Source organism: Neobacillus solisequens, assembly GCF_051233465.1.
Classification (GTDB): Bacteria; Bacillota; Bacilli; order Bacillales; family Cytobacillaceae; genus Neobacillus.
The window spans coordinates 77,317-102,330 of the sequence record NZ_JBKFGJ010000006.1; the positions used below are offsets into that span (position 1 = coordinate 77,317).

25 protein-coding genes are annotated in these 25,014 nt (G+C 42.8%); 6 read left to right on the forward strand and 19 right to left on the reverse strand.

Annotated features, from left to right (window positions below):
- The first annotated feature begins 36 nt into the window (after positions 1–36).
- Positions 37–1,575: an SWIM zinc finger family protein gene (locus ACI3K6_RS07890; RefSeq protein ID WP_435554397.1), complete on the forward strand. Its 1,539-nt coding sequence runs from the start codon at positions 37–39 to the stop codon at positions 1,573–1,575.
- Positions 1,576–1,740: 165 nt separating this feature from the next.
- Entirely contained in the window at positions 1,741–4,872 is a 3,132-nt protein-coding gene (locus ACI3K6_RS07895; RefSeq protein ID WP_435554398.1) for a DEAD/DEAH box helicase, read from the forward strand.
- 279 nt (positions 4,873–5,151) lie between these two features.
- Here the strand turns inward: ACI3K6_RS07895 and ACI3K6_RS07900 are convergent, their stop codons facing one another.
- From ACI3K6_RS07900 to ssb, 3 genes are all read right to left on the reverse strand, one after another.
- Positions 5,152–6,252 (reverse strand): 3D domain-containing protein, encoded by a 1,101-nt coding sequence (locus tag ACI3K6_RS07900; protein WP_435554399.1) that lies wholly within the window; start codon positions 6,250–6,252, stop codon positions 5,152–5,154.
- Between the two features lie 395 nt (positions 6,253–6,647).
- Positions 6,648–6,836 (reverse strand): hypothetical protein, encoded by a 189-nt coding sequence (locus ACI3K6_RS07905; protein ID WP_435554400.1) that lies wholly within the window; start codon positions 6,834–6,836, stop codon positions 6,648–6,650.
- Positions 6,826–7,197 (reverse strand): single-stranded DNA-binding protein, encoded by a 372-nt coding sequence (gene ssb, locus ACI3K6_RS07910; RefSeq protein ID WP_335476614.1) that lies wholly within the window; start codon positions 7,195–7,197, stop codon positions 6,826–6,828. The genes ACI3K6_RS07905 and ssb overlap by 11 nt, the downstream gene beginning before the upstream one ends.
- 246 nt (positions 7,198–7,443) lie before the next feature.
- Between ssb and ACI3K6_RS07915 the strand changes: the two genes are divergently transcribed.
- Together ACI3K6_RS07915 and ACI3K6_RS07920 are read left to right on the forward strand one after the other, a co-directional pair.
- Positions 7,444–7,875, forward strand: a complete 432-nt coding sequence (locus ACI3K6_RS07915) for a YwpF family protein (RefSeq protein WP_435554401.1) — start codon at positions 7,444–7,446, stop codon at positions 7,873–7,875.
- A gap of 88 nt (positions 7,876–7,963) precedes the next feature.
- Entirely contained in the window at positions 7,964–8,224 is a 261-nt protein-coding gene (locus tag ACI3K6_RS07920; protein WP_335482090.1) for a hypothetical protein, read from the forward strand.
- Positions 8,225–8,264: 40 nt separating this feature from the next.
- Here the strand turns inward: ACI3K6_RS07920 and ACI3K6_RS07925 are convergent, their stop codons facing one another.
- From ACI3K6_RS07925 to spoIIID, 5 genes are all read right to left on the reverse strand, one after another.
- Positions 8,265–8,678, reverse strand: coding sequence for a hypothetical protein (locus ACI3K6_RS07925; protein WP_435554402.1), 414 nt, complete (start codon positions 8,676–8,678; stop codon positions 8,265–8,267).
- A 126-nt stretch (positions 8,679–8,804) separates the two neighbouring features.
- Complete coding sequence (gene fabZ, locus ACI3K6_RS07930) at positions 8,805–9,239, reverse strand: 3-hydroxyacyl-ACP dehydratase FabZ (protein WP_335482086.1); 435 nt, start codon at positions 9,237–9,239, stop codon at positions 8,805–8,807.
- A gap of 93 nt (positions 9,240–9,332) precedes the next feature.
- Positions 9,333–9,623: a DNA-directed RNA polymerase subunit beta gene (locus tag ACI3K6_RS07935; protein WP_435554403.1), complete on the reverse strand. Its 291-nt coding sequence runs from the start codon at positions 9,621–9,623 to the stop codon at positions 9,333–9,335.
- A gap of 262 nt (positions 9,624–9,885) precedes the next feature.
- Positions 9,886–10,887, reverse strand: coding sequence for a rod shape-determining protein (gene mreB / locus ACI3K6_RS07940; RefSeq protein WP_335482082.1), 1,002 nt, complete (start codon positions 10,885–10,887; stop codon positions 9,886–9,888).
- A gap of 181 nt (positions 10,888–11,068) precedes the next feature.
- Complete coding sequence (spoIIID, locus tag ACI3K6_RS07945; RefSeq protein ID WP_007086083.1) at positions 11,069–11,341, reverse strand: sporulation transcriptional regulator SpoIIID; 273 nt, start codon at positions 11,339–11,341, stop codon at positions 11,069–11,071.
- Between the two features lie 654 nt (positions 11,342–11,995).
- Between spoIIID and ACI3K6_RS07950 the strand changes: the two genes are divergently transcribed.
- Positions 11,996–12,331: an MGMT family protein gene (locus ACI3K6_RS07950; protein ID WP_435554404.1), complete on the forward strand. Its 336-nt coding sequence runs from the start codon at positions 11,996–11,998 to the stop codon at positions 12,329–12,331.
- Positions 12,332–12,456: 125 nt separating this feature from the next.
- Here the strand turns inward: ACI3K6_RS07950 and ACI3K6_RS07955 are convergent, their stop codons facing one another.
- Positions 12,457–13,422, reverse strand: coding sequence for a peptidoglycan DD-metalloendopeptidase family protein (locus tag ACI3K6_RS07955; RefSeq protein ID WP_335482092.1), 966 nt, complete (start codon positions 13,420–13,422; stop codon positions 12,457–12,459).
- Positions 13,423–13,566: 144 nt separating this feature from the next.
- Between ACI3K6_RS07955 and ACI3K6_RS07960 the strand changes: the two genes are divergently transcribed.
- Positions 13,567–13,992: a VanZ family protein gene (locus ACI3K6_RS07960; protein WP_335482078.1), complete on the forward strand. Its 426-nt coding sequence runs from the start codon at positions 13,567–13,569 to the stop codon at positions 13,990–13,992.
- Between the two features lie 45 nt (positions 13,993–14,037).
- On the opposite strand, the gene spoIID is transcribed toward ACI3K6_RS07960, so the two are convergent.
- The 10 genes from spoIID to nuoI form a co-directional block, all read right to left on the reverse strand.
- The gene (gene spoIID, locus ACI3K6_RS07965; RefSeq protein ID WP_435554405.1) at positions 14,038–15,081 is read right to left on the reverse strand and encodes a stage II sporulation protein D; all 1,044 of its coding nucleotides are present in this window, start codon (positions 15,079–15,081) and stop codon (positions 14,038–14,040) included.
- Between the two features lie 484 nt (positions 15,082–15,565).
- A complete protein-coding gene (murA, locus tag ACI3K6_RS07970) occupies positions 15,566–16,876 on the reverse strand; it encodes a UDP-N-acetylglucosamine 1-carboxyvinyltransferase (protein WP_335482074.1) in 1,311 nt (436 codons plus the stop codon).
- A gap of 32 nt (positions 16,877–16,908) precedes the next feature.
- Complete coding sequence (locus ACI3K6_RS07975; RefSeq protein WP_435554406.1) at positions 16,909–17,847, reverse strand: YwmB family TATA-box binding protein; 939 nt, start codon at positions 17,845–17,847, stop codon at positions 16,909–16,911.
- A gap of 294 nt (positions 17,848–18,141) precedes the next feature.
- Positions 18,142–18,378 (reverse strand): DUF1146 family protein, encoded by a 237-nt coding sequence (locus tag ACI3K6_RS07980; protein ID WP_335482070.1) that lies wholly within the window; start codon positions 18,376–18,378, stop codon positions 18,142–18,144.
- Positions 18,379–18,690: 312 nt separating this feature from the next.
- On the reverse strand, positions 18,691–20,205 hold the full coding sequence (gene nuoN / locus ACI3K6_RS07985; protein WP_335482068.1) for an NADH-quinone oxidoreductase subunit NuoN: 1,515 nt from the start codon (positions 20,203–20,205) through the stop codon (positions 18,691–18,693).
- Between the two features lie 6 nt (positions 20,206–20,211).
- Positions 20,212–21,720: an NADH-quinone oxidoreductase subunit M gene (locus ACI3K6_RS07990; protein WP_335482066.1), complete on the reverse strand. Its 1,509-nt coding sequence runs from the start codon at positions 21,718–21,720 to the stop codon at positions 20,212–20,214.
- Complete coding sequence (gene nuoL / locus ACI3K6_RS07995) at positions 21,717–23,585, reverse strand: NADH-quinone oxidoreductase subunit L (protein WP_435554407.1); 1,869 nt, start codon at positions 23,583–23,585, stop codon at positions 21,717–21,719. Before nuoL ends, ACI3K6_RS07990 begins: the two co-directional genes overlap by 4 nt.
- 114 nt (positions 23,586–23,699) lie before the next feature.
- On the reverse strand, positions 23,700–24,014 hold the full coding sequence (gene nuoK / locus ACI3K6_RS08000) for an NADH-quinone oxidoreductase subunit NuoK (RefSeq protein WP_335482062.1): 315 nt from the start codon (positions 24,012–24,014) through the stop codon (positions 23,700–23,702).
- Positions 24,011–24,532 (reverse strand): NADH-quinone oxidoreductase subunit J, encoded by a 522-nt coding sequence (locus tag ACI3K6_RS08005; RefSeq protein WP_335482060.1) that lies wholly within the window; start codon positions 24,530–24,532, stop codon positions 24,011–24,013. The genes nuoK and ACI3K6_RS08005 overlap by 4 nt, the downstream gene beginning before the upstream one ends.
- The gene (gene nuoI / locus ACI3K6_RS08010; RefSeq protein ID WP_435554408.1) at positions 24,529–24,948 is read right to left on the reverse strand and encodes an NADH-quinone oxidoreductase subunit NuoI; all 420 of its coding nucleotides are present in this window, start codon (positions 24,946–24,948) and stop codon (positions 24,529–24,531) included. Before nuoI ends, ACI3K6_RS08005 begins: the two co-directional genes overlap by 4 nt.
- Positions 24,949–25,014 lie beyond the last annotated feature (66 nt).

Below are 25,014 nucleotides of genomic sequence, written 5' to 3' on the forward strand. Positions count from 1 at the left end.
TTGAGCGATTTAATTAGTGCGGGGAGTTCGGAGGATGTGCGGCTGGTTCAGAAGGGGCTGATGCTGTATCGGCAAGGGATGGTGTCTCAGTTGCGAATGAGCAATAGGGAAATTACTGCGACGGTACAGGATGTTGCGCCAGTGAAGGTTTCACTAGATCCTGAGTCTTGGCTTTTAAGTGAGTGTTCTTGCCCTGCCGATTATATTTGCCGGCATAAAATGGCGGTCTTTTTTGCTGCATACTCCCGGGTAGGCAGTGTGTCAGATTGGGTTACGGTCTGGCGTGAACCGATTCGCGAGAAAAAATCGATTGCAAGCTGGGGCTTGCAGGCAGCCAAGGATTTGGTGAGGGCAAACGGGAACATGAAACCGGATTATAGCCTCTGGATCCAAACGTTTGAGTCTAGTTTTGATACCTTGGTGGCTTCGAAAAAATATACAAACCCTTATATAGTACCGGAGCTTTTTGAGATTTATCGAAAAAGGGTTGCCGCAAGTGCTCCGATTGAGCAGGAATGGCGCCTGTTATATGAGTTAGTCGAAGCGATTGTGTCGTTTCGAAAATTGGCGGTTTTTGTGGACGAAATGGGCTTTAACGAGGATGTGGTACGCAGAGCGTATTCCCATTTGTTTCATGGGATGCTCGAGGATATTCGGGATCTCCTTATAAAAATTGGAACCCGTGCCCTTCCATTTGATTTTGATGTGTTTATTGAACGTCTGAAGGATGATGCCTTTGAACTTCTAACCTGCACGGCTGGTTTTGAACTGGAGCGGGTATATGTCTACCGGTTGCTGTGGAATGACCTTTTCCGTCAGAAGGCCTGGCGGGTTGAGGAAGTGTTAAAGATTGGCGATCGTTTGAAAGAGCTTCAGGATTGGGAAAATCCCATTCCCCTTCAGGTGACGAGTGCCCATTTATATTTCCTGCTCGGCAATGATGATTTAGCATTGAAGCTGATTAATCAGGCTGAGGAAGCCATTGTACCTTATTTAGTTTATTGGTTTGATTATTTTTCCGATCTCAAAGCTTGGAAGCGGCTTGAGCCTGTTTTGGATTTATTTTTACAAAAGGTGAAGGCTTATTTGTCACGGCTCGATTCTTATCAAAGCAGCTCAGCCTTTGTACGAAGTGCATTGCGGCCTATTGGGCAATTTTGTTCAGAAACTCACAGGGATGATCTGTATGAGCGTGCGCTGTTAGCCATGCTCCCCTATAGCTTTGTGGAATATGAATATGTGTTGTTCGAGCGCAAGCTATATGACCGTTGGGCCGAACTGCTGGCGTTCGTTGGATTTGAATTTTATGACTTGCCGAAAGAACGGGTAAAACTGGTGGAGAAGGAGCAGCCGGATGTGCTTCTTGGAATGCTCCATCAAACAGCACAGCGGGAAATCGACCAGAAAAACCGTAGTAGCTACCGTGTTGCCGTGCGCCACTTAAAAAAATTGCGAACACTGTATAAAAAATTGCGCAGGGTCGACGACTGGGAGTACTTCATAACAGAGCTGCTCGAGAGAACCAAACGACTGCGGGCATTTCAGGAAGAATGCCAACGGAGTAAGTTGATCTAATGGTGTTGCGGTGATAACGAGAGGGATAATCTTGGGACAATCGTTGGTGACAGGCACCGCTCGTGGACAAAAACAGCCATTTTGTCCTCGTGGGGAGGACAATTTGGATTTTTATGGATATTTTAAAACGGTGCCTGTCACCGTTTGAAGGAGCATGGAAGGATTATGCTTAAGACTAGGTTTTTGAAGTTGATGATGACGAGAGTGGGAGATGGACGGTTTCTTCTTACTGCTAGGGATGAGCATGGGGATTATTTGAATCCGCTTGTATGGAAGAATCTTGTTTTTAGCAGCCATGAGGAAAGTTTTTTCGGGACGCTGCTCGAGCTGGAGACTGTTGATGGTATTGAGGGTGTTGCGGTGAATGGCTGGCAGCTGGTTTCTCTCTTTGCTAAAGAGTCCTTCAATCGCTTTATTGAATGGGATTGGAATGAAGAGGCGGAAATCTGCTTGGCTACGGCCCATACGCTATATGAGGGAATTATAGAGAAAGATTGGCTTCCTGATTTCTCAGTTTGGGAGCATGGGAACTTTCGTTGGAAGCTGCCTGAGCGTGTGAAAGATGATTTTGATTCATCCTTTTGGGAGCAGGAAATGGCCGAGGATAGAAGCCTGTCCCCAAACAGCCATATAGAACAGGAACTTGTTTTTCCTGCTACTAGTATCCCAACAACTCATGATTACATTTCTGAGTTGTATAACAATGCCCTTGATTCATTTTTAACAAGAAATACAGCGATGAAGGAACTGTTTGGTCCGAAGCTTGACCTGTTGCGAAAACAAAACATTTCCGGCTTGGAGTTATCGCGTTATTTTGATGAAGAGAGCTGGCTTGAATGGGTGGGTATTAAGGAAAGTGATGTGCCGTTTACCATTGGTATGCGCCTTGATGAGCCGGTTGATGGCGAAGGAGATTGGAGTCTCGATGTCTTCCTCAGAGGTAAAAAAAATATCGATGAAGTCTATGATGTCGAGGACGTGAAACGAATTCCAGCCAAATGGCGGCCGTTTTTAGATCGAGTGGACCGTGAGGAAGCCCGATGGGGACGGCTGATCCCTTGGCTCTGTGATCATGAGGAGAGTAGTGTTGCTCCCACTCCCCTCAAAACCCAACTTACCGAAGACGAGGCATGGATGTTTTTAACCGAAGCAAGCGAGACATTGGTATCCCTTAATGTAGAAATTCTCCTTCCTTCCTGGTGGCAGGCGATGAAAAACGCTAACTTGAAGGTAAGAGCAGCCGTGAAAGGCACATCGAGCCACCGTCCTTCTTTTGTCGGATTAGATGCCATGCTGGATTTTAATTGGCGCTTTTCCATGAATGGTGTGGATCTTTCCGAGGATGAATTTAATAAACTTGTGGATGAAAAACGTCGGCTTGTGTATATTCGCGGACGTTGGGTGAAGCTGGATCCTCAATTTATACGACATATTCAAGATTTGATGAAAAAGGCTGAAAAGGAAGGGCTTCATGTCAGGGATCTCCTCGAGCAGGAGCTGGTTGAATCCGGCGAAGCCGAAGATGACTTAGAAAACCAAAAGGTTTTTGCAAAAATACAGATTGAATTAAATCGACAATGGAAGCAGATGATGAACCAACTATCTGAAACCAACGAAATTCCGATTATCAGTGTTCCAGAAGATCTGAACGGAGAACTCCGCCCTTACCAACAGCTTGGGATGAGTTGGCTATGGTTCCTGCGACAGCAGGGATTTGGGGCCTGCCTTGCGGACGACATGGGGCTTGGCAAAACGATTCAGCTTATTTCATATTTGCTGAAGGTGAAGGAGCAGGAGAGCACGGCGTCTGTCATTGAAAGAAGGAATGAAGCGATTCCTATTGTGCATGAAGAGGAATTTGCGCCAGTTACCGATAATAAGGTTAACACTGTTTCTATCACACCTGATGAAGAAAAGGTGCCTGTCACCATTAACGATCTATCCACTGTGGAAAGTCAGCCATCGGTGCCTGTCACCACTAAAAGACAGCGTCGGAAAAAGGATCAAGGAGACCCGGCCGATATGGTCTCTGTCCAGGCTGCATTAATTATTTGTCCGACTTCGGTGCTAGGGAATTGGCAGAAAGAGTTGGAGCGGTTTGCGCCTAATATGGATGTGTATTTACATTATGGATCCAACCGGTTAAAGGATGAGGCATTTTCTCATAAGGTTAAGAAGGCGGATGTCGTGCTGACCTCTTATGGATTGAGCCATCTGGATACGGAAGAGTTTGAGTCAAAGTTATGGAGTACGATTGCGATTGATGAGGCGCAGAATATCAAGAATGCACAAACAAAGCAATCGAAGGCAGTCCGCCGTTTAAGGGGCCGCCACCACATTGCTTTAACGGGAACGCCGATGGAAAACCGTTTGTCCGAATTGTGGTCTATTTTTGATTTTTCAAATCGTGGCTACCTAGGCAGTTTAGGGCAATTCCAAAAGCGGTTTATCATTCCGATTGAAAAGGATGAGAAGAAGGATAAAATCCAGCAGCTTCAGTCGTTGATTCGGCCATTCTTGCTTCGCCGTACGAAAAAGGATGAAGAAGTTGCCTTAAACCTTCCTGACAAGCTCGAACAGAAGGAATATTGCCCATTGACCGCTGAACAGGCTTCTTTATATGAACAACTAATTCACGATACTTTTGCTGAAATTGAAAAATTGACTGGGTTCGAGCGAAAGGGTTTAATTTTACAAATGCTCAGCCGTCTGAAGCAGCTATGCAACCACCCTGCGCTTTATTTAAAGGAAAAATCTGCTGGAAGACCACTGTTAGAACGCTCCAATAAATTGGAGAAGTTGATTGAATTGGTGGACGCGGTCCTAGATCAAGGTGAGAGCTGTTTGATTTTTACGCAATATATTGAAATGGGTGAAATGATACGCAGTGCATTGAAAAAGCAGTTTGGCGTAGAGGTTCCGTTCCTGAATGGAAGTGTCCCCAAGACGCAGCGGGATCTAATGATTGAACGGTTCCAAAACGGAGAATTCCCCGTGTTCCTGCTATCTTTAAAAGCAGGCGGTACAGGATTGAACTTAACCGCAGCCAACCATGTCATTCACTATGACCGCTGGTGGAACCCTGCCGTTGAAAACCAAGCAACTGACCGCGCATACCGCATCGGTCAATCACGCTTCGTCCACGTGCACAAACTCATCTGCACCGGAACACTCGAGGAAAAAATTGACGCCATGCTTGAAAAGAAACAATTCCTCAACGACCAAATCATCCAAAGCGAAAACTGGATCACCGAGCTTTCTACGGATGAGCTGAAAGATTTGGTTTATTTGGGGTAATATTTGAACCTACTCAATAAATTTGAGTAGGTTGTTTTATTTATGGGGGTAAGGCGCTCTCTATCAGACGTCTCCACGGGTTTTTCCCTCCTACTCGACCTTGAGAATGCTTCTATCGGATTTCTCTCCGAATTTTTCATACCTATCTACCATTGAGAATGCCCTCCTGCTTCTCCTCTATTAATACTGTCAACCCTCCGACAACCTAAAAGTACTTTACTTCTCCCACATGCAAAAAGACCCGGCGCTGATAACCGGGTCTCATTTAATAGGTAATATTTAATTTAAAATAACAATTTTCACCGTTCTTCTGCCCCATTGTAATGCCGATGCTTTATTTGGCATGAGGACGTCGATGATGTGACCTTGGATGGCGCCGCCTGTGTCACCAGCGATGGCGACTCCGTAGCCCTCTACCCAAACTTTCTTTCCAAGTGGGATGACGCGCGGGTCTACTGCAATTAGTTTCATATTTGGATTTGCCGCGATGTTGTAGCCTAGTCTGGTGATAGCACCGGATTCTTCTGGACTATAAGCGGTTGCGGTAACGTATAATTCCTTGCCGTTTACACCCGGAGCTGCCAGACCTTGCGTACCAGCCGAAGCGGTTTGCGGTCTAGACGGTTGGGCCATCTGATCCTGGATGCTTCTCATTTTTGACTCAATGCCAGCTTTCTGCTGCTCAGCAAGCGCCATTTGCTGCACGATTTGATTATATTTTTCTTGCATAGCCGTTAAGGATTGTTGTCTCTTTTGCAGGTTTTGGCTCAGCTCCGCTTGCTGTTGGGCCAAGACCTGCTGCTGACCTTGCAAAATCTGCTCTTGTCTATCAATCTCTTTTTTATCATTTTCAATCTTTTGGAGATCCTCTTTTTGGGCAGTTAAAATATCCTTGTCCGCATCCATTAACTCGGAAGCGGCACTGGCGCGCTGAATGAAATCAGAGATACTATCAGACTCAAAGAATAGGTTGAGCATAATGTTTATGTTATCATTTTGCTGCAGAGCCACTGCCCGTTTTTTCATAATATCTTTACGGCTGAGGATTTTGTCCTCTAGCACCACAATTTCAGCTTTTTTGGCTTCGATGAGCTTATTCACTTCATCGATCTTGCTTTGTGTCTTTGCCATTTCTTGCTTATTTGAATCAATATATGAAACTAAATTATCTAACTCTTGCTGAATTTGCTGGATCTCGTTATTAACGGATTGCTTTTCTTGTTCTTTTTGGTTTACGATACTTTGTTGCTGCTGAAGTTGTTGTTGGGCATTTTGTAACGCTTCACTGTTTGTCTCCGCATATGTAACCATGTTCGAGCCTGTTACAGTAAACAAAGTTGTAAGTACCACGAGAATAATACGCTTTTTTAAATTATGCATACTCTCCCTCCTTGTTCTATTTATAACAAAGCAATGTAATAGTTATGTTACAAAAAGATTAAAAGACTATCACAAATTGTCTTAAGGGGCAGGAAATTACCTATTATTTGGCAAAAATTTGTCTAGAATGCCCTAAAAAACACGAAGAAGCCCCCGATACAGGTCAGGAGCTTCAGTAAAAAAAGGGGGTTTTGTAACAGTATCTCCTATTTCAATAATTTTTATACAAAAAAATTCCCGGCCTTTTTCCCGGGAATTCTCAAATATGAGGGTACATTATGGAGAGGCGTTTGATTTTCTTTTTTTGGTGATAGGCTCTTACGAGGATAATAAACTACGTTACACAGATGGCAACGCATCCCTTTTGAAAAAGATGAAGGTGGATTCAGAGGGACTTAGGAGTAGATCCGTATGGGGTTGGTTTCGCGGCTGGAGCTTTGCTGTTCTTTTATTAGCCATTCGAGCTGACTGACGCGTCTTTGCAGACTGTCGACATTCTTGTTGGCGTTTCCCACCATTTTAATTAAGCTTTCGAGCAATTGCTCTAATTTTTGGGCTGCTTCTTCGCTTGGATTAGGACCCAATGCTGACGCCTTCTTTCTTTTCCTCGGTAGCTTTCGTTTGTGGCTTGGAACTTAAGAAACGAACTGTTTCTGCCACCACCTCGGTCATGTAAATTCTTTTTCCATCTTTAGCATCGTAATGACGGGATTGCATTCTGCCTGTAATGCCGATGATCGCTCCTTTACGACAATATTGGCACGTATTTTCAGCTGCTCTCCGCCACAGAGTGCATTGGACAAAGTCTGTTTCAAATTCACCGTTGTGATTACGGAAATTACGATTTACTGCCAGGGTAATGTTTGCCATCGCGATTCCTTCAGACGTCACTTTCTTCTCCGGATCTTTTGTCAGCCTGCCAACAAGAGTAACTTGATTAATCATTGATTCATCTCCTTTATACCTGATGTCTGTATCATAGCTCCTGGGAGGCCCCAAAGTAAAATCACGAAAAAGGGCTATTCGTGCATTTTTTGGCGAGATAAATCATTTATCTACGCGTTTTTTGTAAAAAATGCATCAATTTGGAGCAAAAAACACATTTTTCGCATTTTCGATAATTTTTTTCGACACTTGCTTTAGGCTGGACTATGGTATAATGAGGAAAATTGTAAAATGGAGGTCAAATCCATGAAAACGTTTAGACTTTATTCATTAGAAGTGGTGGACGGAGACACTTCTGTTGAGGTGCCGTTAGAGAATAGCCTGATTCTTAATAAGGAAGACGATTTTTCCAACTGGCTGATCGATGCCTATACTGACCTCTCTCATTATGAGTTTTTTAAGAATATTTATGAAGGAAATCGAGAAGTCATAGTGGAGGCCGTTATTACGAAACGGGATAATGCCCCGGCCTTTTTTCAGACCAAGATCGTCTCCTTGTTAAAGTTTGAGGACCATATCAGCGTGCTGTTTCAAGGGCAAATCCGCCGTAATAAGGGCGATTATTCAGAGCTGTTGCTAGAGACCTTGCTTCAAAAGGGGCTGGACGGCGAGGAACTGCTTTCTGAGTTCAGAGAAAAGCTAAAAAGCAAACCAAAGATAAAAGTAAAAAAATCGTAACCAGTCATTTAGGCTGGTTTTTTTGTGGTTGATTTTTCAAAAATTTACAGACATACTTAAATTCTATATACAAAAAGGGGGTTATCTTTTGGAGTTTATTTCTGGTTCAATCGTTGGGGTAATTATTGCGATTTATCTAGCAATTGATGCGCCCAAGCATCAAAAAAGTGCTGTTCTTTGGGCGATCCTTGGGTTCTTTTTTGGTCCCATCACTTTAGGAATTTATTTTATAAAAACCGGACGTAAAGTGGCTGGATGGATCATTCTGATCATTGCCATCCTTGTTTATGTAGCCATTTTTGTTTTAGCTTTATTGGCAGCGATCTTTATTGGTGCAGGAATGCAATAATGACAGGAGGGACAGGTAGATACCTGTCCCTTTTCTGTCCTTACTCATCTTTACGATCGCGGTCATTACGGTCAATGTCGTCCTCGATCATATCTTCATGCTTTGTGTTATAGTCCTTAACTGGATCCTTGTCTGTATCCGTGTTTTTGTCTTCTCTTGGCGTGTAATGATCATTGTCACGATCAATCAGGTTATTCCCGTTATCCCCGTTATCCAAAGTGTTTCGGTCATCCCGATTATCCAGATTATTTCGGTCATCCCGGTTGTCCAGATTATTCCGGTCATTCAAATTATTTCGATCATTCAGGTCGTTGGGGTTATTCAGGTCATTCCGGTCCATATTGACGTTTGGTGGTGCCGGATTATGATTATCATCATTATCATTATTACATGCACTCAAAAGCATCATGGAAGTAAGGGAACCCAGAATCATTAATGACAGTTTTTTCTTCAAGCGAATTTCTCCCTTCAATAATTAACTTAACAGTTTTAGCATTCCCATTGTTTTAGGATTATGATTTGCCATTTTTTTGAAGGGCATAAAAAAAAGACCTAGAGAACTCTAAGTCTTTTTGCAAAATTACGCTTGTTTTTCCCCTAACGCAAAGGTAATTTCCGCTTCACAGGCAATTTCACCGTCAACAGTCGCCACTGCTTTACCTTTTCCAATTGGACCGCGCAAACGGACCATTTCAACCTCTAAACGAAGCTGATCACCAGGCTTAACCTGGCGCTTGAATCGGCAATTATCAATACCTGCAAAAAACGCTAATCTGCCGCGGTTTTCTTCTTTCTTTAGCACAGCCACGGCACCAACCTGGGCAAGTGCTTCTACGATTAAAACTCCAGGCATGACCGGATAGTCAGGGAAGTGACCGTTAAAAAACTCTTCATTTGCCGTGACGTTCTTTATGCCAACAGCTCTTTTTCCTTCTTCGACCTCTAAGATACGATCCACTAATAAAAACGGATAACGATGCGGAATAATTTCTTTGATTTGTGTGGTATCAAGCATTTTATTTAGTACCTCCTACTAGGAACAAGTATTCATTCCTTATTGTAACACAAAAGGGAAGAGCATTAACAACTCTTCCCTTCCTGATTATCTCTATTTTTTTTCAACTAAATCCACAATATGCGTCCAGGTTGATTCCTTGAATATGTCCACTACTTTTCCGCTTCCAATAACTCCATAGCCCACAGCAGCACCGGACATCAGGCAGATGAACATCAAAACGACAAGTAAAAGCAAACGAAGCCAAATTGGAAACAAACGAATTCGCACCCGTTTATATTGCGGCGCTGCTTCTTCCGTGTTGTTCATTTGGTTCTCCTCAATCCCTTTTTGTTCCTTTTTAAAATCTTCACGCGTTTGAACTTGTTCTTGGTTCAACTTCATTTCCCCTTTAAATAGGCCGGTAACCCCGCCACGGACTTAACTGAGTTATCCATATTATAACCCTTTTTATTTTCAGAATTCTTCACATTTATTCTATTATAAAAAATTATACACTTTATTACATTAATTTTTCAAAAACAAGCGTAAGACTTTATCCAGTTGAACCAAAAAAAGTCCAATGATCGTGGCTTGGCAGCCTGCTCATTAGACTTTTTAATCTCTATTGGTTAGATGTCATACCACCAAAGGCAAAAGATTCCACTTAACCTAATTTGCGATTTGGAATTCGATCAAGATTATCCAGCATGATGCCTGTTCCGATCGCCACGCATTCCATTGGGTTTTCTGCCACAAGAACAGGAACTTTTAGCTCTTCAGCAAGTAGCATGTCAATTCCATGTAGCAATGCACCACCGCCCGTTAAAATAACACCACGGTCGATAATATCAGCGGAAAGCTCAGGTGGAGTGCGTTCAAGAACACTTTTTGCAGCTTGAACGATTACAGCAACTGATTCGTGCAGGGCCTGTTCGATTTCTTCGGAACGAACAGTGATGGTACGAGGCAAACCACTTACCATGTCACGTCCGCGAATTTCCATTTCTTCAGAGCGTGACCCTGGGAATACGGTAGCGATGTTAATTTTGATATTTTCAGCTGTGCGTTCCCCGATCAATAGCTTATACTCGCGCTTAATATGGTTCAAGATCTCCATATCAAACTTATCACCGGCCATTTTGATGGAGGAAGAAGTCACGATATCGCCCATTGATAATACAGCAACATCCGTCGTTCCTCCTCCAATGTCCACAACCATGTTTCCGCTTGGCTGGAAGATGTCCATTCCTGCTCCAATAGCCGCCACTTTTGGCTCTTCTTCTAGGTAGATCTTTTTCCCACCGCTTTTTTCTGCAGCTTCTCTGATTGCTTTTTGCTCAACACTGGTAATGTTGGTTGGGCAGCAAATCAAAATACGGGGTTTAGATAAAAAGCCTTTTACATTTAATTTGTTAATAAAATGCTTCAGCATTGCTTCTGTCACATCAAAATCTGCAATTACACCATCTTTTAACGGACGAATAGCCACGATATTACCAGGTGTACGCCCTACCATGCGTCTTGCCTCTTCACCGACTGCGAGAACGCGATTATTTGATTTGTCGATCGCCACTACGGACGGCTCGTTTAATACAATTCCACGGCCTTTAACGTGAATTAGCACGTTAGCCGTACCTAAATCAATCCCAATATCTCTTGCAAACATTCTCTTTTCTTTCCTCCTCCAAACGGAATCCACATACATTTCCTAATTGCTTATTGTATCATATTCATTAAAATTTCCCTAACGTTTTCAATAAAACGTTGTAAATTTTTGCTGATTTCTGTCAATCAGGAGGAATTTGAGAGAAATACTACTTTTTTTGCATAATGCCAGAAAATTGTAACTATTTAACAGCCTCCCCCTCCTTTTCTTCCTTCTGATACTTCATCTTCGTCGCCTCGCCGCCCCGTAAATGGCGAATTGATTTATGATAATCCAAGATCTCTTTAACCTCATTTGCAAGCTCAGGATTAATTTCAGGAAGTCTCTCAGTCAAATCCTTATGGACCGTACTTTTGGACACGCCAAACTCCTTCGCAATCACGCGAACCGTTTTCCTCGTCTCCACGATATACTTTCCAATCTTGATTGTCCTCTCTTTGATGTAATCGTGCACACTCTCGCCCTCCCTAATATGGATGTGAGAACGTGAAATGAGACTCGCTTATCACTTCGACGAAATACTACTTCCGCATGGTGTTATTGGTGACAGGCACCGCAAAAAGACAAAATGCCAATTTGTCCACATGGGGTGGACAGTGTGCTCTTTAGCACACCCAATATGCTGTCAGGCACCAAGCGGCAGAAAGGTGTACTTTCTGATCATACGATGAATAATCATGTCCCCAGCTGAAATTCCATTTATATTAAACGATTGCTCACCTCAAACACTCTCTTTTGATAAAGGTTTGTAACATTTTATTAGCTTGGATACGGGTTTATGCACAAAATACACAAAGGGGACAAGGGTTACGGCCTTATTCCAGAATAGTCAAATAACAACCAGGATATTCGACATTCCCACTAACCACTGTGAAATGGCACTGCTCTAGGTGCTAGTTAGGAAATACTAACGGTAATTTAATTATTTCCCAAGAAATTTGTCGTACAAAAAAAGAGTGTGTCAGTTAGGTTTTTTACGTTTATTCAACGGGATTACATTCGTTTTGACGCCTGGCACCCCTTGTCATTATAAAAAATATTAGATAATCTTGAGTATTATGCAGGAAGAAAAGAAGTTCCAATAATCGCACGAGAGGATTTGTATGACGTGACCCCGTTTACTGAAGCTGTGGTTAAAATAATAAAAAACATACCTGAAGGCAAGGTTATGACCTATGGACAAATTGCAGAGCATGCTGGAAGCCCCCGTGCAGCACGCCAAGTAGTACGCATCCTGCACTCCATGAGCAAAAAACACCGGCTGCCCTGGCACCGCGTCATCAACGGAAAAGGACAAATAGCCCTTCGGGATGACGAGTCCTATCATGAACAAGTCTTCTCCCTTGAGGCTGAAGGGGTTCAAATCGGCCTAAACGGCTCAATTGACTTGAAACAGTACCAATGGCACCCTGAGACAGATTCTTTGCCGATAGAAAGGCTTTAACGATATAGCCATAGTCGAGGCCCACTTTTTGGTACCTTTACCTTTTAGCTACCGCCAATTTTTTTGTACATACGCAAAAAAAAGAGGAAAAGTGTTCCCCTTCCCCTTGTTAATGGTTCTTTACATTATGAATTTGTACTTTGTTTAGATGTAGAAGATTCGTCTTGTTTGTCAGTAGAATTGTCTTGGTTAGTTTTCTTGTCTGACTTTTTTTCAGTTGACTTGTCATCACTTGACTGTTTATCAGTAGACTTTTCTTCTGTTGACTTTTTGTCAGTAGACTGGTCATCAGTTGATTTTTTGTCGGATGACGGTGTTTTACTGGTAGCAGGATCTTCATATTTTTTCTCAGTTTCTGTTGCTTTGGGAACTTCTGTTGAGCTTTTTTCTTCAGAAGTTTTTACTTCTTCTAACGTGCTTAATGATTTGTTAAAATAGTCTGTTGGATTAACTGCTACGTCATCTTTACGAATTTCAAAATGGACGTGTGTTCCAGCTTTTTCATTGAACAAGCTTTGCCCAGCCTTGGCAATTACTTGGTTCTGTTTAACTTCTTCGCCAACCTTGACCTTTACGTCTTTAATAGATGAATATTGTGTTACAATACCCTTATCATGTTCGATTTCAATCACGTTACCTAACACAGAATCTTCATCCACGCGAGTGACCGTTCCACTTAGTGATGCTGTCACATCAAACGTTTCGCCGTCCTTCATCGTGATATCGATACCAGTGTTTGGCTGATAGGTATTATTGTAAAATACTAGTGCTGCTTCTTGATCGGACGTTTTTCCATTAAAATCATAGAATTTGGTTTTGATTACTGCTGATGCTGCATTAGCCACAGGCATCTTGAAGTTTTCCATTGCTTTATTCACTTCAATTGCTGGCTCTTGGCCTTTTTTGCCTGCTAAATCAGTAGACTTGTAATCATACTTATCTGTGCTGTTCGCGCCGGATTGATACCAAAGTACGCCTGTTAAAATAATCGCTGCACTTGCAATATAGATGGCTGGAAATACCCAACGCTTTTTGAAAAAGCGTTTTACGCTGGAACTTTGAGAAGATCGTTTGTTTTCTTCCTCTCTCATTTTCATCACCTCAGCAATCATTCTGAACAGATAAGTAGAATTATATACACAAGGCTGAAAAAATTTTTAAAACTTATTTTTCGACACTGGTGCTCTTTTTATGCATCATGATTAAAAATATTTTTTGAAAGGATTTTATTACAAATGAAAAAATGGATTCTCCGGGTATTACCGCTGATATATATGGCAATCGTCTTTATTCAGTCCAGTCTTCCATCTAATCAATTTGTCGAGCTGCCTGATTCTAAGCTGGACCATACTATTAAAGAATCACTGCATTTAATAGAATTTGCGATTTTATATGCTTTATTAGTACTTGCTATGCTAACAAGACGAGGTGCCTTCACACCAGCTTGGAACGCCGCCTGCGCGGTGTTTGCGGCCTTTTATGGGATTAGTGATGAAATTCATCAATCATTCTATTCGTACCGCTCCGCTTCGCTCTTTGACCTCGTAAAGGATTTTATTGGGATCATTGTTTCTTTTTATTTTGTAAGAGGGGCGTTGTTTGGGGGTAAATTTTCGAAGTTACGAAAAAGACTTGAGCGGATTCGTACTATAGGGGCTTAAATAGAAAAAAGAGCCGGGCATCAGTGCCTGGCTCTTCTTTTTACTCTATTTTTGCGCAGTGATCGTCGCTAACATGTTCGCTGCCGACGATATTTCAACGCCTTGATAATAGTACTTCACGATATCCTTGTAATTTTTCCCTTCCGACGCCATACCGTTCGCCCCATATTGGCTCATACCGACTCCATGGCCAAACCCTCTGGTAGAAATCACGATATTATCACCTTTGCGCTCCCAGGAAAAATCAGATGATCTTAAATCTAACTTCTCACGGATATCCTTTCCCGTTAGAACTTTTCCGTTAAAATCAACCTTAGCGACCCGTTTGCCTTCTGTTTTTGCTACAATTTTGCCAATCGTTTTGCTAGTGCCGATTTTTACCCCTAACCGGGATTCAAATTCCCTCACACTCATGACCTTTTGACTGTTAAATTTAGGAGAGTTTTTATCCCACGGGCTTGTTACGCTTCTTAAATAGGGAATGTTACCAGACCAATAGTCCTCTGAGTTCTCTGTGTAGCCATTGCTGGTGGAGAAGAAGGTCGCGTTGATTGGTTTGCCTTCGTAAGTTAGAATTTGGCCACTGGTCGCACGGACCGCCTCGAGAACTTTTTGTTTCTTCCACTCATAGTTCTTTCCCCAATCTTGGCGGAGCTGATCATCGCTCAAATAAGCTTGGTGCATCGGCGTATCTGTAACCTGAGCGCCTTTTGGAACCCCGAGCGTATCCTTCTTCATTAATCGGTTAATGATATAAGTTCTTGCAGTTAACGCTTGAGCCTTCAAGGCCTCCTCATTAAAATCAGCTGGCATTTCTGCAGCTACAACTCCGACGAGATAATCCTCCAATGGAACGGATTCAATCACCTTTTTAGCTGAACGAAATACTGCTACGCTAACGTTAGCCGACGCATCAGCCGAAACCGATGGAGTGGCTGCTGTTTCCTGTTTTGGAGCCTCACTTACACTTTCCCCCAACTTACCGGTTGCCGCCTTGTCAGCAAACGGCAAAACAAGCACAGCAGGAATCGCCAAAATCAAGGCAAAAAGAACAGTCACTAGTACGACGAGTGGTTTGAAATTTTTCATGAATGAGCCTCCAGATTGTAAATTTGACCACCGACCACAGCCGGTTTACCGTCTCACTTAAAACATATGGAGGAGGACAAGCATTTATTACAGAAATTTCTATTAGGATTTTGGGACCTTTGAGGAAAAGGGGGAGCTATGGTGACAGGCACCATCCGTGGACATTTGTCCACCACACACGGACAAGTCCTCTTTTATGTGGAATTGTGATAGAGGTTTGTTGAATTTTGCTTATTTTTGTTGAATTCCATTTAATTTTTGTTGTTATTGGCTGAGGTTTTGTTGAATGCTTCTCTATTTTGTTGAATTCACCTTAATATTTGTTGAATACGAAATTTTATTGCCGTGCAGTTCCCTAATTTTAGCCCAAAATAAAAACAGGACCCGTATCCCAGGCCCCGTTGCTTTTGGTTTTGTTCAGATGTGTTCTTGTCATTACCCGCCGCTCCTGCTTGGCGTGTGTACTTACGCTACGCCAAAGGCATTATGCGTTTAGGTCTGTAACGAATTTCGGAAGTTCGACGAAAGTTTCGTCTACTTCTTTCACCCGTTCAATATCCGCACCAAGACCGGCTAATTTATCGTGGAAAGCCACGTAACCGCGATCTAAGTGTTTTAATTCGGTAACACGAGTCATACCGTCAGCAACAAGCCCGGTTAAAATTAAGGCTGCGGCTGCACGCAGGTCAGTCGCTGAAACTTCAGCACCCTGTAAATTTGAAGGTCCGTTTAGAATCACTGAGCGGCCTTCAATTTTTATATCTGCATTCATGCGGCGGAATTCCTCCACATGCATGAAACGATTCTCAAATACCGTTTCCGTAATCATAGACGTACCTTCTGCACGAAGCAATAAAGCCATCATCTGTGATTGCATGTCGGTTGGGAAACCTGGATGAGGCATTGTCTTAATATCAACGGCCTTCAATCGCTCAGGACCGATGACACGAACGCCATCCTCTTCCTCCCTGATCGTAACACCCATCTCTTCCATTTTGGCAATCAATGAAGAAAGATGTTCGGGAACGGCACCCTTTACAAGGACATTCCCACCTGTAATCGCGGCAGCTACCATGAAGGTTCCTGCTTCAATACGGTCAGGAATAATATTATGATCTGCCCCAAACAAAATATCCACGCCTTCAATGCGAAGTGTGCCTGTTCCGGCACCTTTCACCTTGGCGCCCATTTTGTTTAGGAAATTCGCCAAGTCAACGATTTCCGGTTCTTTTGCTACATTTTCAATAATCGTTGTCCCTTGAGCAAGAGTGGCTGCCATCATGATATTCTCAGTGGCTCCAACACTTGGGAAATCTAAATAAATTTTTGCACCTTTTAAACGGCCGGCTACCTCCGCTTCGATAAAGCCATTTCCTACCTTTACAACCGCACCCATGGCCTCAAAGCCCTTCAGATGCTGATCGATTGGTCTGGATCCTATAGCACAGCCGCCTGGAAGAGCGACACGGGCACGACCATTTCGCGCCAATAATGAACCCATCACAAGCACAGACGCGCGCATTTTGCGTACATACTCAAACGGCGCTTCCTCTTTTAACACTCTGGATGCATCAACAACAACTGTATTATTTTCGAACATCACTTCGGCATTTAAGTTGCGTAAAACTTCATTAATTGTAAATACATCGGAGAGTGTAGGTACATCACGAATTACACTTTTTCCGTCACTTGCTAATAATGTTGCAGCGATAACAGGCAGAACGGCATTCTTTGCACCTTCCACTTTCACCGTTCCCAAAAGCCTTTGTCCGCCGCGGACGATGATCTTTTCCAAGAGTATTCCCCTCCGCGTCCATTTTCTCTATATTAATATTCAATCGTAATGATAGGGGTTCCAACTACGATAGTAGTCTTTCCGCCCAATCCTTCGGAGCGTAAGCCAATTTGCAAATTCATGTGATTATTTTTCATATCTATGGAGTTGGAAAACAACGGCGATTTCGCCGAAACAGACATGAACGTCTCCTCTTTTAACGCTTCGATTTGTTTCGCTTTAAAAACTGATAAATAATGATTTATTGTTGTTTGTAAAGCCGTATCAATCTTATCACTGACTACGCCTTTCATACAAGAAAAAATTGTTGGTTTTTTACGAAATATGTCAGAAAGCCTATTTTCAAATTTCCTTGTTGTAAAAAAGTCCTCAGAGGATTCATTCCAGGCTTTGCCATCAACCCTATATACTATATACGCATCAACAGGTTGTTTTGTGTGGGTAGCCATAATTTGAAGCATTTCGCTGTGGTGTTTAGATGTTGGAGATACTGCTGTGGCTTCCCATTTTGTGTCGGTAGATACTTCCGACCAAGTCCAATCAGGAAACTTTTGCTTAAGTTGTTCTGCGTATTCCTTCACTTCATTTTCACTATTAAGGCCTGTAACATGTTCACGTGCATAAAAAGACCATTCCTGTAGCAAAATATTTTCGGCTCTCATAAGTGAGCCGATTTGCACTAAATCCCGAGCACTTTCTTTTGGCAAAGTAAACCCAGTGTCCGACATGCCGTTCGAGTTGTCTTCATAACCGTTGTTAGCAAAACGTCCTTGTTTTCCTCCATGGTACTTAACAACGCTGCTGGCAGTCTTTTCAGCCTTTAAAAAAATAGTGCTCAAGCTGCCGTCCTTTTTCAAATTATGAATCAAATCCAGGCCGTCGTATGCCTCAGTTGTCCGGTTCCCAATTACAACCAGGATCACACAAAATACAGGTATCAGACTTAAATAAAACTTTAGATTTCTCTTCATTCTCTCTTCTCCCCTCCCTACCATTGTTTCCATTCGGGGAGAGTGCATACTTGGGAATTGTCGTCACTTAACGACAATTGACAAGTGTTGTAATACGTCTGACAAGTGCTTTAAAACACCAGTTTTACGTGAGAGGATAAAATTGTGATATTTATACTTACAACAGTTAATCATTGCTGTTATTTTTCCACACAAAGATGATTGTACTCAATATATTTGAAATTTGGAACATATACTAAGACCTAAATTTTTTCCAATTCAAATATTATTTGCTAATACAGCTGTTCTGTGTTTCTATTGCAGGATTAACGGTAATTGTTGCGACCAATGCAGATAATCTAGGAAAAAGTTACTAACAGTCGAGCCAATGAATATGGCTAATAATATGTAAAGTAATCTCGCCTGAAACACATGATTGGGCCTGATTAACTTTTCGAGCCGAACAGCCTGTAGTGCCCACCAGGAAATGGCGATAAACACCAGATGAGAAATTATACTGACTAACGCAAGCTGCCCAATATCATTCAGCAAACTGTTACCTCCTTTTACACATTTTCACGCACGGAATCCAATAATATGGAAATTTTTCACGCAAAGTCTATTCTAACATATAGACGAAGAAAATGGGCAATTGTTTCTAAAAAATATTACAATTTCGTGACAAACTTTAATAAATGACTTACCATTCCCCAGAAACGAAAAAAGAAGAGGTCCCCCAACCCCTTCTTCTCTATAAGATAACCCCTTTTGGTGCCTGGCACCGTTTCCCATTATTCGTATTAGTTCGTGGTGACAGGCACCATTTGCTGCTCTGCCACCGGTATATTTTGAAAATCCTATCCCCTAACTGAAGAAGTCAGAGATGATGTCCAAATGGTTGTTCATGAAGTTGAAGGCGATGTTTGGTGCGATACCAAACAGGATGCTTCCAACTACAGCAATGATAAGGACAATTAGGATTCCAAATGGAATGTTTAGTTTGCTTTCATCGGCTGCCGGACGGAAGAAGATTTGTGTCATGACGCCAAAATAGTAAAAATAAGATACGACGGTTGTCGCAATCATAATGGCGGCTAACACATAATGCGGATTTGGTCCGGTAAAGGTTCCGATAAAGATGTTTAGTTTACCGATAAAGCCGGCTGTTCCTGGGAATCCTGCCAAGGAAACTAACAAAATACCCATTGCCACGGCAAGCCCTGGTGAACGGCGGTAAAGCCCTGCAAAATCTGCAATTTTTGTAGAGCCTGATTTTTCCGTGACCACTTGGATCACAGCAAAAGCTCCCAAGTTCATAAACAAGTAGGCCAATAAGTAAAACCAAATGGAATAAAACATATTTGATGTTAATGTGGTTAAGGCCACCAGTAAATACCCGGCGTGGGCGATACTGGAATAGGCAAACATCCGTTTAATGTTGGTCTGTTTTAGTGCCACCACGTTACCAATAATCATCGTTGCTGCAGCAATGACAGCAAGGTAGTTTTGCATATTAAGAATGATTGGCGTTGATCCTGGACCGTCAGATGCAGCTGCCCCGAATACGGTTAGCAGAATTCGCACAACAATGACAAAACCTGCTGTTTTGGATACGACGCTTAAAAAGGCTGTAACCGGAGTCGGTGCCCCTTGGTAAACGTCTGGTGCCCACATATGGAATGGTGCTGCTGCCAATTTAAAGGCTAAACCGACCAAAATCATTAAAAATGATAATCCTAGCAGATACGCTTGCTGGCCACTGGCTAACTGCGACAGCTTACCAGCAATTTCAAGCAAGTTTGTTGATCCTGCTAAGCCATACACATAGCTCATCCCAAAAAGCGTAATCGCAGATGAAATACTGCCGCTGATCACGTACTTCATGGCAGACTCATTGGACTGCAAGTTGGACTTGCGAATCCCAACCAGTACATAAGAAGGAATCGATAACAATTCCAAACCAATATACAGAGTAATGAGGTCGCCGCTTGACGTCATAACCATACCGCCAAGAAGCGCAGACAGGAACAGATAATAAAATTCACCTGTATAGCGTTCCAATCCCTCTTTCGCTTCATAACTTACTGCTAAAAATAACACTAAGCCGGAACCAAGGAGCAGCAAAATTTTAAATGCGATGGCAAAACTATCAAGACGGAAAGTGTCATGTAAAATAGACTCGACCGCACCGCCGGCCATGCTTACCGTTGTAACAAGGGCTGCGAAAATGGCAGCTATTCCGACCCAACCGAGGATTTTTCGGTCAAGATTTTTCGGCATAAATAATTCTAATACAACAAGAATGGCAATCACACCAAGGATGATGAACTCCGGTGTCATGATGCTCCAGTTGATCGAAGAAAATTGCTCAGAACTCATCCCTCATCACCCTCCTAACCCAAGCATGATAGTCTCAAGTGTGGCATGAAGCGGTGAGCTTAGAACACTTGGGTAAACACCAATTAATACAATTAAAAGCATTAATACTAGTACTGGCACAAATTCCATGCCTTTTAGGTCAACCACACCAGTAAATTCACGATGTGATTTTCCATAGGTCATTCCAAGAACAGCACGCAGCAAGTACGCTGCTGTCATAATAATTCCAATTGTTCCTACAGCGGCAATCCACGGCATTTCTTTGAATAAGCCCATGAATGCCATAAATTCACTGACGAAGCCGGACATGCCTGGAAGTCCGAGTGAAGCCATAGCCCCAGCCAATAAGAAGCCGGCAGCAAGCGGCATTCCTTTTGCTAATCCGCCAAGATTTTCAATCAGTGATGTATCGGTACGTTCGTAAAGCACACCCACCAAGAAGAACAATAACGCCGAGATTAATCCATGAGAGATCACTTGGAAGATGGCGCCTTGAATGCCTGCCTCGTTCATAGCGGCAAGTCCGATTAAGACGATTCCCATATGAGAAATCGAGGAATACGCCAGAACCATTTTAAAGTCCGTTTGAATGAAGGCCAGAAATGCTCCGTAAAGCAGGTTAATGACCCCAAGAATCGCAATAAGGGTTGCCAGCTTTTCAAACTGTGCTGGAAATATTCCCATGCCGAAACGGATTAATCCGTAGGCACCGATTTTTAATAGAATCCCAGAGTGAATCATCACCACAGATGGCGGTGCTTGTACGTGAACCCGCAGCATCCAGCTGTGTAATGGGAAAATCGGCAGCTTGACGCCAAAGGCAATTAGCAAGGCAATGAATAAGCCTAATTTTAAGTCGCTTGAAAGAGCAGCGTTTGGGTCTCCGACCATTTTTTGTAATAGATCAATATTGGTTGTTCCCGTTTTGGCAAACAGGATCATGATTACGATTAATAGTACGGCTGAGCCTAATCCGTTGTAGATTAAGAAGCTGTATGCCGCTTTTTCTTTTTCAAAATAACCCCATTTCCCGATTAGGAAGAAGGTTGGAATCAGCGTTACTTCAAAGAAAATGAAGAACAGGATTAAGTTTTCTGCTGTAAATACGCCAAGCATGCCTGTTTCTAAAAGAAGGAATAGCATGTAGTAGCCTTTCCATTCTTTCTTCACGAATTTCGCTGAGGCAATGGCTGACAGGGTTGCCACAATGGCTGTGAGCACTACCAGCAGCAGCTGGAAGCCGCTTAAACCGAGTTCATAATTCACCGAAAAATATGGTGCTTCCACGTTCATTCCGCGGAATTGAATCCATGAAGTGGAAACAGAGAAATCAGACAAGCTTTTACCCCATTGGAAATGCAGATAAGTTGCCAGGGCAAGCAATAGTGCCGGCAAAGTAGCCAGGAGGCCAATGGTTTTGATCGCTTTTTCCACGGTTTTTGGCATGAAAGCTAGAACGATAATACCTAGTAAAGGGGAGAATACTAGGATTGACAGAACTGAGTGTAAATTCATCGTAAGTACCCCCCTGTTAATGCAAAGATCACGGCGAGCAGGGCTAAACCAATAAAGGCTACTGCTCCGTATGTTTGAACCTGACCGGTTTGCATTTTTGAGCCCATTGTTCCAAGCCCTTGAACGAAACCGACCACTCCCTTGACGATTCCTTCGACAAGGAAGACATCAATGAACTTACAGAAATAACTGATGGCTGTTGTGATGGCCACAACGGTCATTTGATAGAATTCATCGATATAGTATTTGTTGTAAAGAATCGTATGCAGCATGTCGCCTTGTCCGCTGAGCCAATTGCGGGAGATGGAGCGTTTACCGTAAATTAACCAAGCAAGATAGATTCCGAGTAATGATACGACAGTCGCTGCAATCATAATCCAGGCTGGGCCTTCAATGTGCCCGTGGCCAAGCGCTTCGTTGCCGTCAACAAGCCAGTCGCCTAAGAATGAGCCGAACCAAGGTGTATTGACATAACCAGCTATGACTGCAAGAACGCCCAGAATGATCATAGGCAAAGTCATATTAGTTGGTGACTCGTGAACATTCTTCATGTCACTGCGTGCTTCTCCGGTAAAGACCATAAAGAATAAGCGGAACATATAGAATGCAGTAAAGAATGCAGCAATAAGGGCTAGCAAGAACAGGATTGGGTGTCCGCCTTCCCATGCAGCGACTAAGATTTCATCTTTACTGAAGAAACCGGATAGTAACGGCACACCGCTGATGGCCAGTGTTCCGATTAAAAATAGCGGCCCGGTCAGCTTTAATTTTTTCCAAAGCCCGCCCATTTCTTCAATGTTTTGTGTGTGTACGGCGTGAATCACGCTTCCCGCAGCCAAGAATAATAAGGCTTTAAAGAAGGCATGTGTCATGAGGTGGAATACCCCAGCGACATAACCTGCAGAACCCAGTGCAAGCATCATGTAGCCTAATTGGCTCACAGTAGAGTAAGCGAGAACCCGCTTAATGTCTGTTTGCACAAGGCCGATGCTGGCTGCAAAAATCGCCGTAAATGCGCCGATGACTGCAATCGTTAATAGTGCTGTTTTGCTGGCCAAGAACAATGGGAATAGAGCAGCGACTAAGTATACCCCTGCAGCAACCATTGTTGCGGCGTGAATTAAGGCCGATACTGGTGTCGGACCTTCCATCGCATCCGGAAGCCAGGTATGGAGCGGGAACTGACCAGATTTTCCGACTGCCCCGATAAAAATTAAAATCGCCGTTAGGGTAATCATAGTTTGAGAGACCGCGCCACCTTCGACTGCATGGAAAATCTCTCTGTATTCAAAGCTTTTGGTTTGCCAGAACAGAAGGATCATTCCAATTAAGAGTCCCACGTCCCCGATACGGGTCATGATGAACGCCTTTTTCGCTGCGGCCTTTGCCTCTTCTTTGTAAAAATAAAAACCGATTAATAGGAAGGAACCTACTCCGACAAGTTCCCAGAAAATATATGTTTGCAATAGGTTAGGTGAAAGAACCAGCCCGAGCATTGCAAATGTGAAAAGTCCTAAATAAGCGTAGAATACCGGGAACCGCTCGTCTCCTTGCATATAGCCCTTAGAGTACGTATGTACCAAGCAGCTTACGAGCGATACAATAAACAGCATTAATGCATTTAATTGATTCACTTCAAAGCCCGCTGTTAAATGAAGATCTCCTATCGTGAGCCAGTTAAACTGCTTTAAGAAAGTTGGCTCCGAAAAGCGTTCGATTAACACTAAAATCGAGAAAACAAGCGACGCAAGCGTAAGCAGAATCCCCACATACGCACTCGCTTCCTTCAACCGCTTACCGATAAAAAGAAGGATCACAAACGACAAAAGCGGGAAAAGCGGTATTAGCCATGCATTTTCCATCATTATCCTCCTTCGTGACAGGCACCACCTTGTATTGGTGAATAGTTTGTGCCCACACTTTTGCTTCGGTGGATGACATCCATAGTTGATGCCTCATTGGTGCAATATTTTTAAATCTTAGTTTTTCATTTCGTTCATTTCGTCGATGTTGACGGTTTTTTTGTTGCGGTAGAGAGCCATCAAGATGGCGAGTCCTACGGCTGCTTCTGCTGCGGCAACGCTCATGGCAAAAAGGGCAAAGACCTGTCCGGTTATGGAAGGGGCAGCGCCGTATTTGCTGAAGGTTACGAGATTGATATTGACGGCATTTAGCATTAATTCAATAGAAATCAGTACAATGACGGTGTTTTTCTTTGTTAATGCGCCGTATAGTCCGATGCAAAATAATATGAGTGCCAGTGCCAAGAAGGCTGAAGCGGGGATTGAACTCATTCCTCATCCGCCTCCTTATCTTCTCTTTTTGCTAAAACAATTGCTCCGATTAAAGCAACTAATAGTAAAACAGAAACAAACTCAAACGGAATAATATATTTGGAATAGAGTGCTTTACCGATTTGCAAGGTATTGTTTTCATGCAGGGTTGTTGGAACCTGTTCAATCGGGAAGTTGTAGATGCCGATATAGAATGCGAATGCAAAGCCCACAACTCCTAAAAATATGAGCACTTTTTTCCATTTTGAAGATTTTGAATCACTTTCGTCATCATAGGGCTTTGTTAACATAATCGCAAACAGCATAATTATGGTTATCGCACCGGAGTAAATCAGTACCTGTACCGCTGCGACAAATTCCGCTGAAAGCAAAATATAAATTCCCGCTATACTAACGAATGTAAAAATTAGCGCTACGACCATTTGCACGACTTTATTCAGGTTAATTAAAAGCACGCCTCCGATGATCGCCACAAGTGCAAGGGCCATAAAAGCGATAAATTCGCCCGAAAATGTCATGGTTTATTCACCTGCCGTATGTTTTCATCATTCTCGTCCAACCATTCCAGGTTTTTAAATAACATATCACGGCTGTATTCAGCGAGCTCGAAATTATTGGTCATGATGATGGCCTCAGTCGGGCAAACTTCTGTACAAAGGTCACATAGTATGCAAAGTTCAAAGTTGATATCGTACGTATCAATGATTTTCCCTTTTTTCGCTGGATCCGGATGCTTCTTACCAGTTAAGTCGATACACTCAGTCGGACAAATATTCATACATTGATTGCAGACAATGCACTTCTCCGGATAAAACTTCTGAATCCCGCGGAATCGATCCGGCAGCGGAAGCGGTTCATTCGGATAATCATAAGTAACCTTTTCACGCGACAACTGCTTTAGGGTATACTTCAAGCCTTTTGCTAATCCAAGCACGTTTTTCACCCCTTAAGAGTAGTATTAGGTTTACATCATTTACAGAGTGTAGACCTTATTATTGGT

Coding starts and splice junctions, on each gene's coding strand:
- ACI3K6_RS07915 (WP_435554401.1), top strand. CDS start 7,444: ATGAAAACGTTTAGACTTTATTCATTAGAAGTGGTGGACGGAGACACT.
- ACI3K6_RS07990 (WP_335482066.1), bottom strand. CDS start 21,720: ATGAATTTACACTCAGTTCTGTCAATCCTAGTATTCTCCCCTTTACTA.
- nuoK (WP_335482062.1), bottom strand. CDS start 24,014: ATGAGTTCAATCCCCGCTTCAGCCTTCTTGGCACTGGCACTCATATTA.
- ACI3K6_RS07955 (WP_335482092.1), bottom strand. CDS start 13,422: ATGAGAGAGGAAGAAAACAAACGATCTTCTCAAAGTTCCAGCGTAAAA.
- nuoL (WP_435554407.1), bottom strand. CDS start 23,585: ATGATGGAAAATGCATGGCTAATACCGCTTTTCCCGCTTTTGTCGTTT.
- ssb (WP_335476614.1), bottom strand. CDS start 7,197: ATGATTAATCAAGTTACTCTTGTTGGCAGGCTGACAAAAGATCCGGAG.
- mreB (WP_335482082.1), bottom strand. CDS start 10,887: ATGTTTGCAAGAGATATTGGGATTGATTTAGGTACGGCTAACGTGCTA.
- ACI3K6_RS07895 (WP_435554398.1), top strand. CDS start 1,741: ATGCTTAAGACTAGGTTTTTGAAGTTGATGATGACGAGAGTGGGAGAT.
- nuoN (WP_335482068.1), bottom strand. CDS start 20,205: ATGAGTTCTGAGCAATTTTCTTCGATCAACTGGAGCATCATGACACCG.
- ACI3K6_RS07960 (WP_335482078.1), top strand. CDS start 13,567: ATGAAAAAATGGATTCTCCGGGTATTACCGCTGATATATATGGCAATC.
- fabZ (WP_335482086.1), bottom strand. CDS start 9,239: ATGCTTGATACCACACAAATCAAAGAAATTATTCCGCATCGTTATCCG.
- ACI3K6_RS08005 (WP_335482060.1), bottom strand. CDS start 24,532: ATGACATTTTCGGGCGAATTTATCGCTTTTATGGCCCTTGCACTTGTG.
- ACI3K6_RS07900 (WP_435554399.1), bottom strand. CDS start 6,252: ATGCATAATTTAAAAAAGCGTATTATTCTCGTGGTACTTACAACTTTG.
- spoIID (WP_435554405.1), bottom strand. CDS start 15,081: ATGAAAAATTTCAAACCACTCGTCGTACTAGTGACTGTTCTTTTTGCC.
- ACI3K6_RS07935 (WP_435554403.1), bottom strand. CDS start 9,623: ATGAAGTTGAACCAAGAACAAGTTCAAACGCGTGAAGATTTTAAAAAG.
- ACI3K6_RS07975 (WP_435554406.1), bottom strand. CDS start 17,847: ATGAAGAGAAATCTAAAGTTTTATTTAAGTCTGATACCTGTATTTTGT.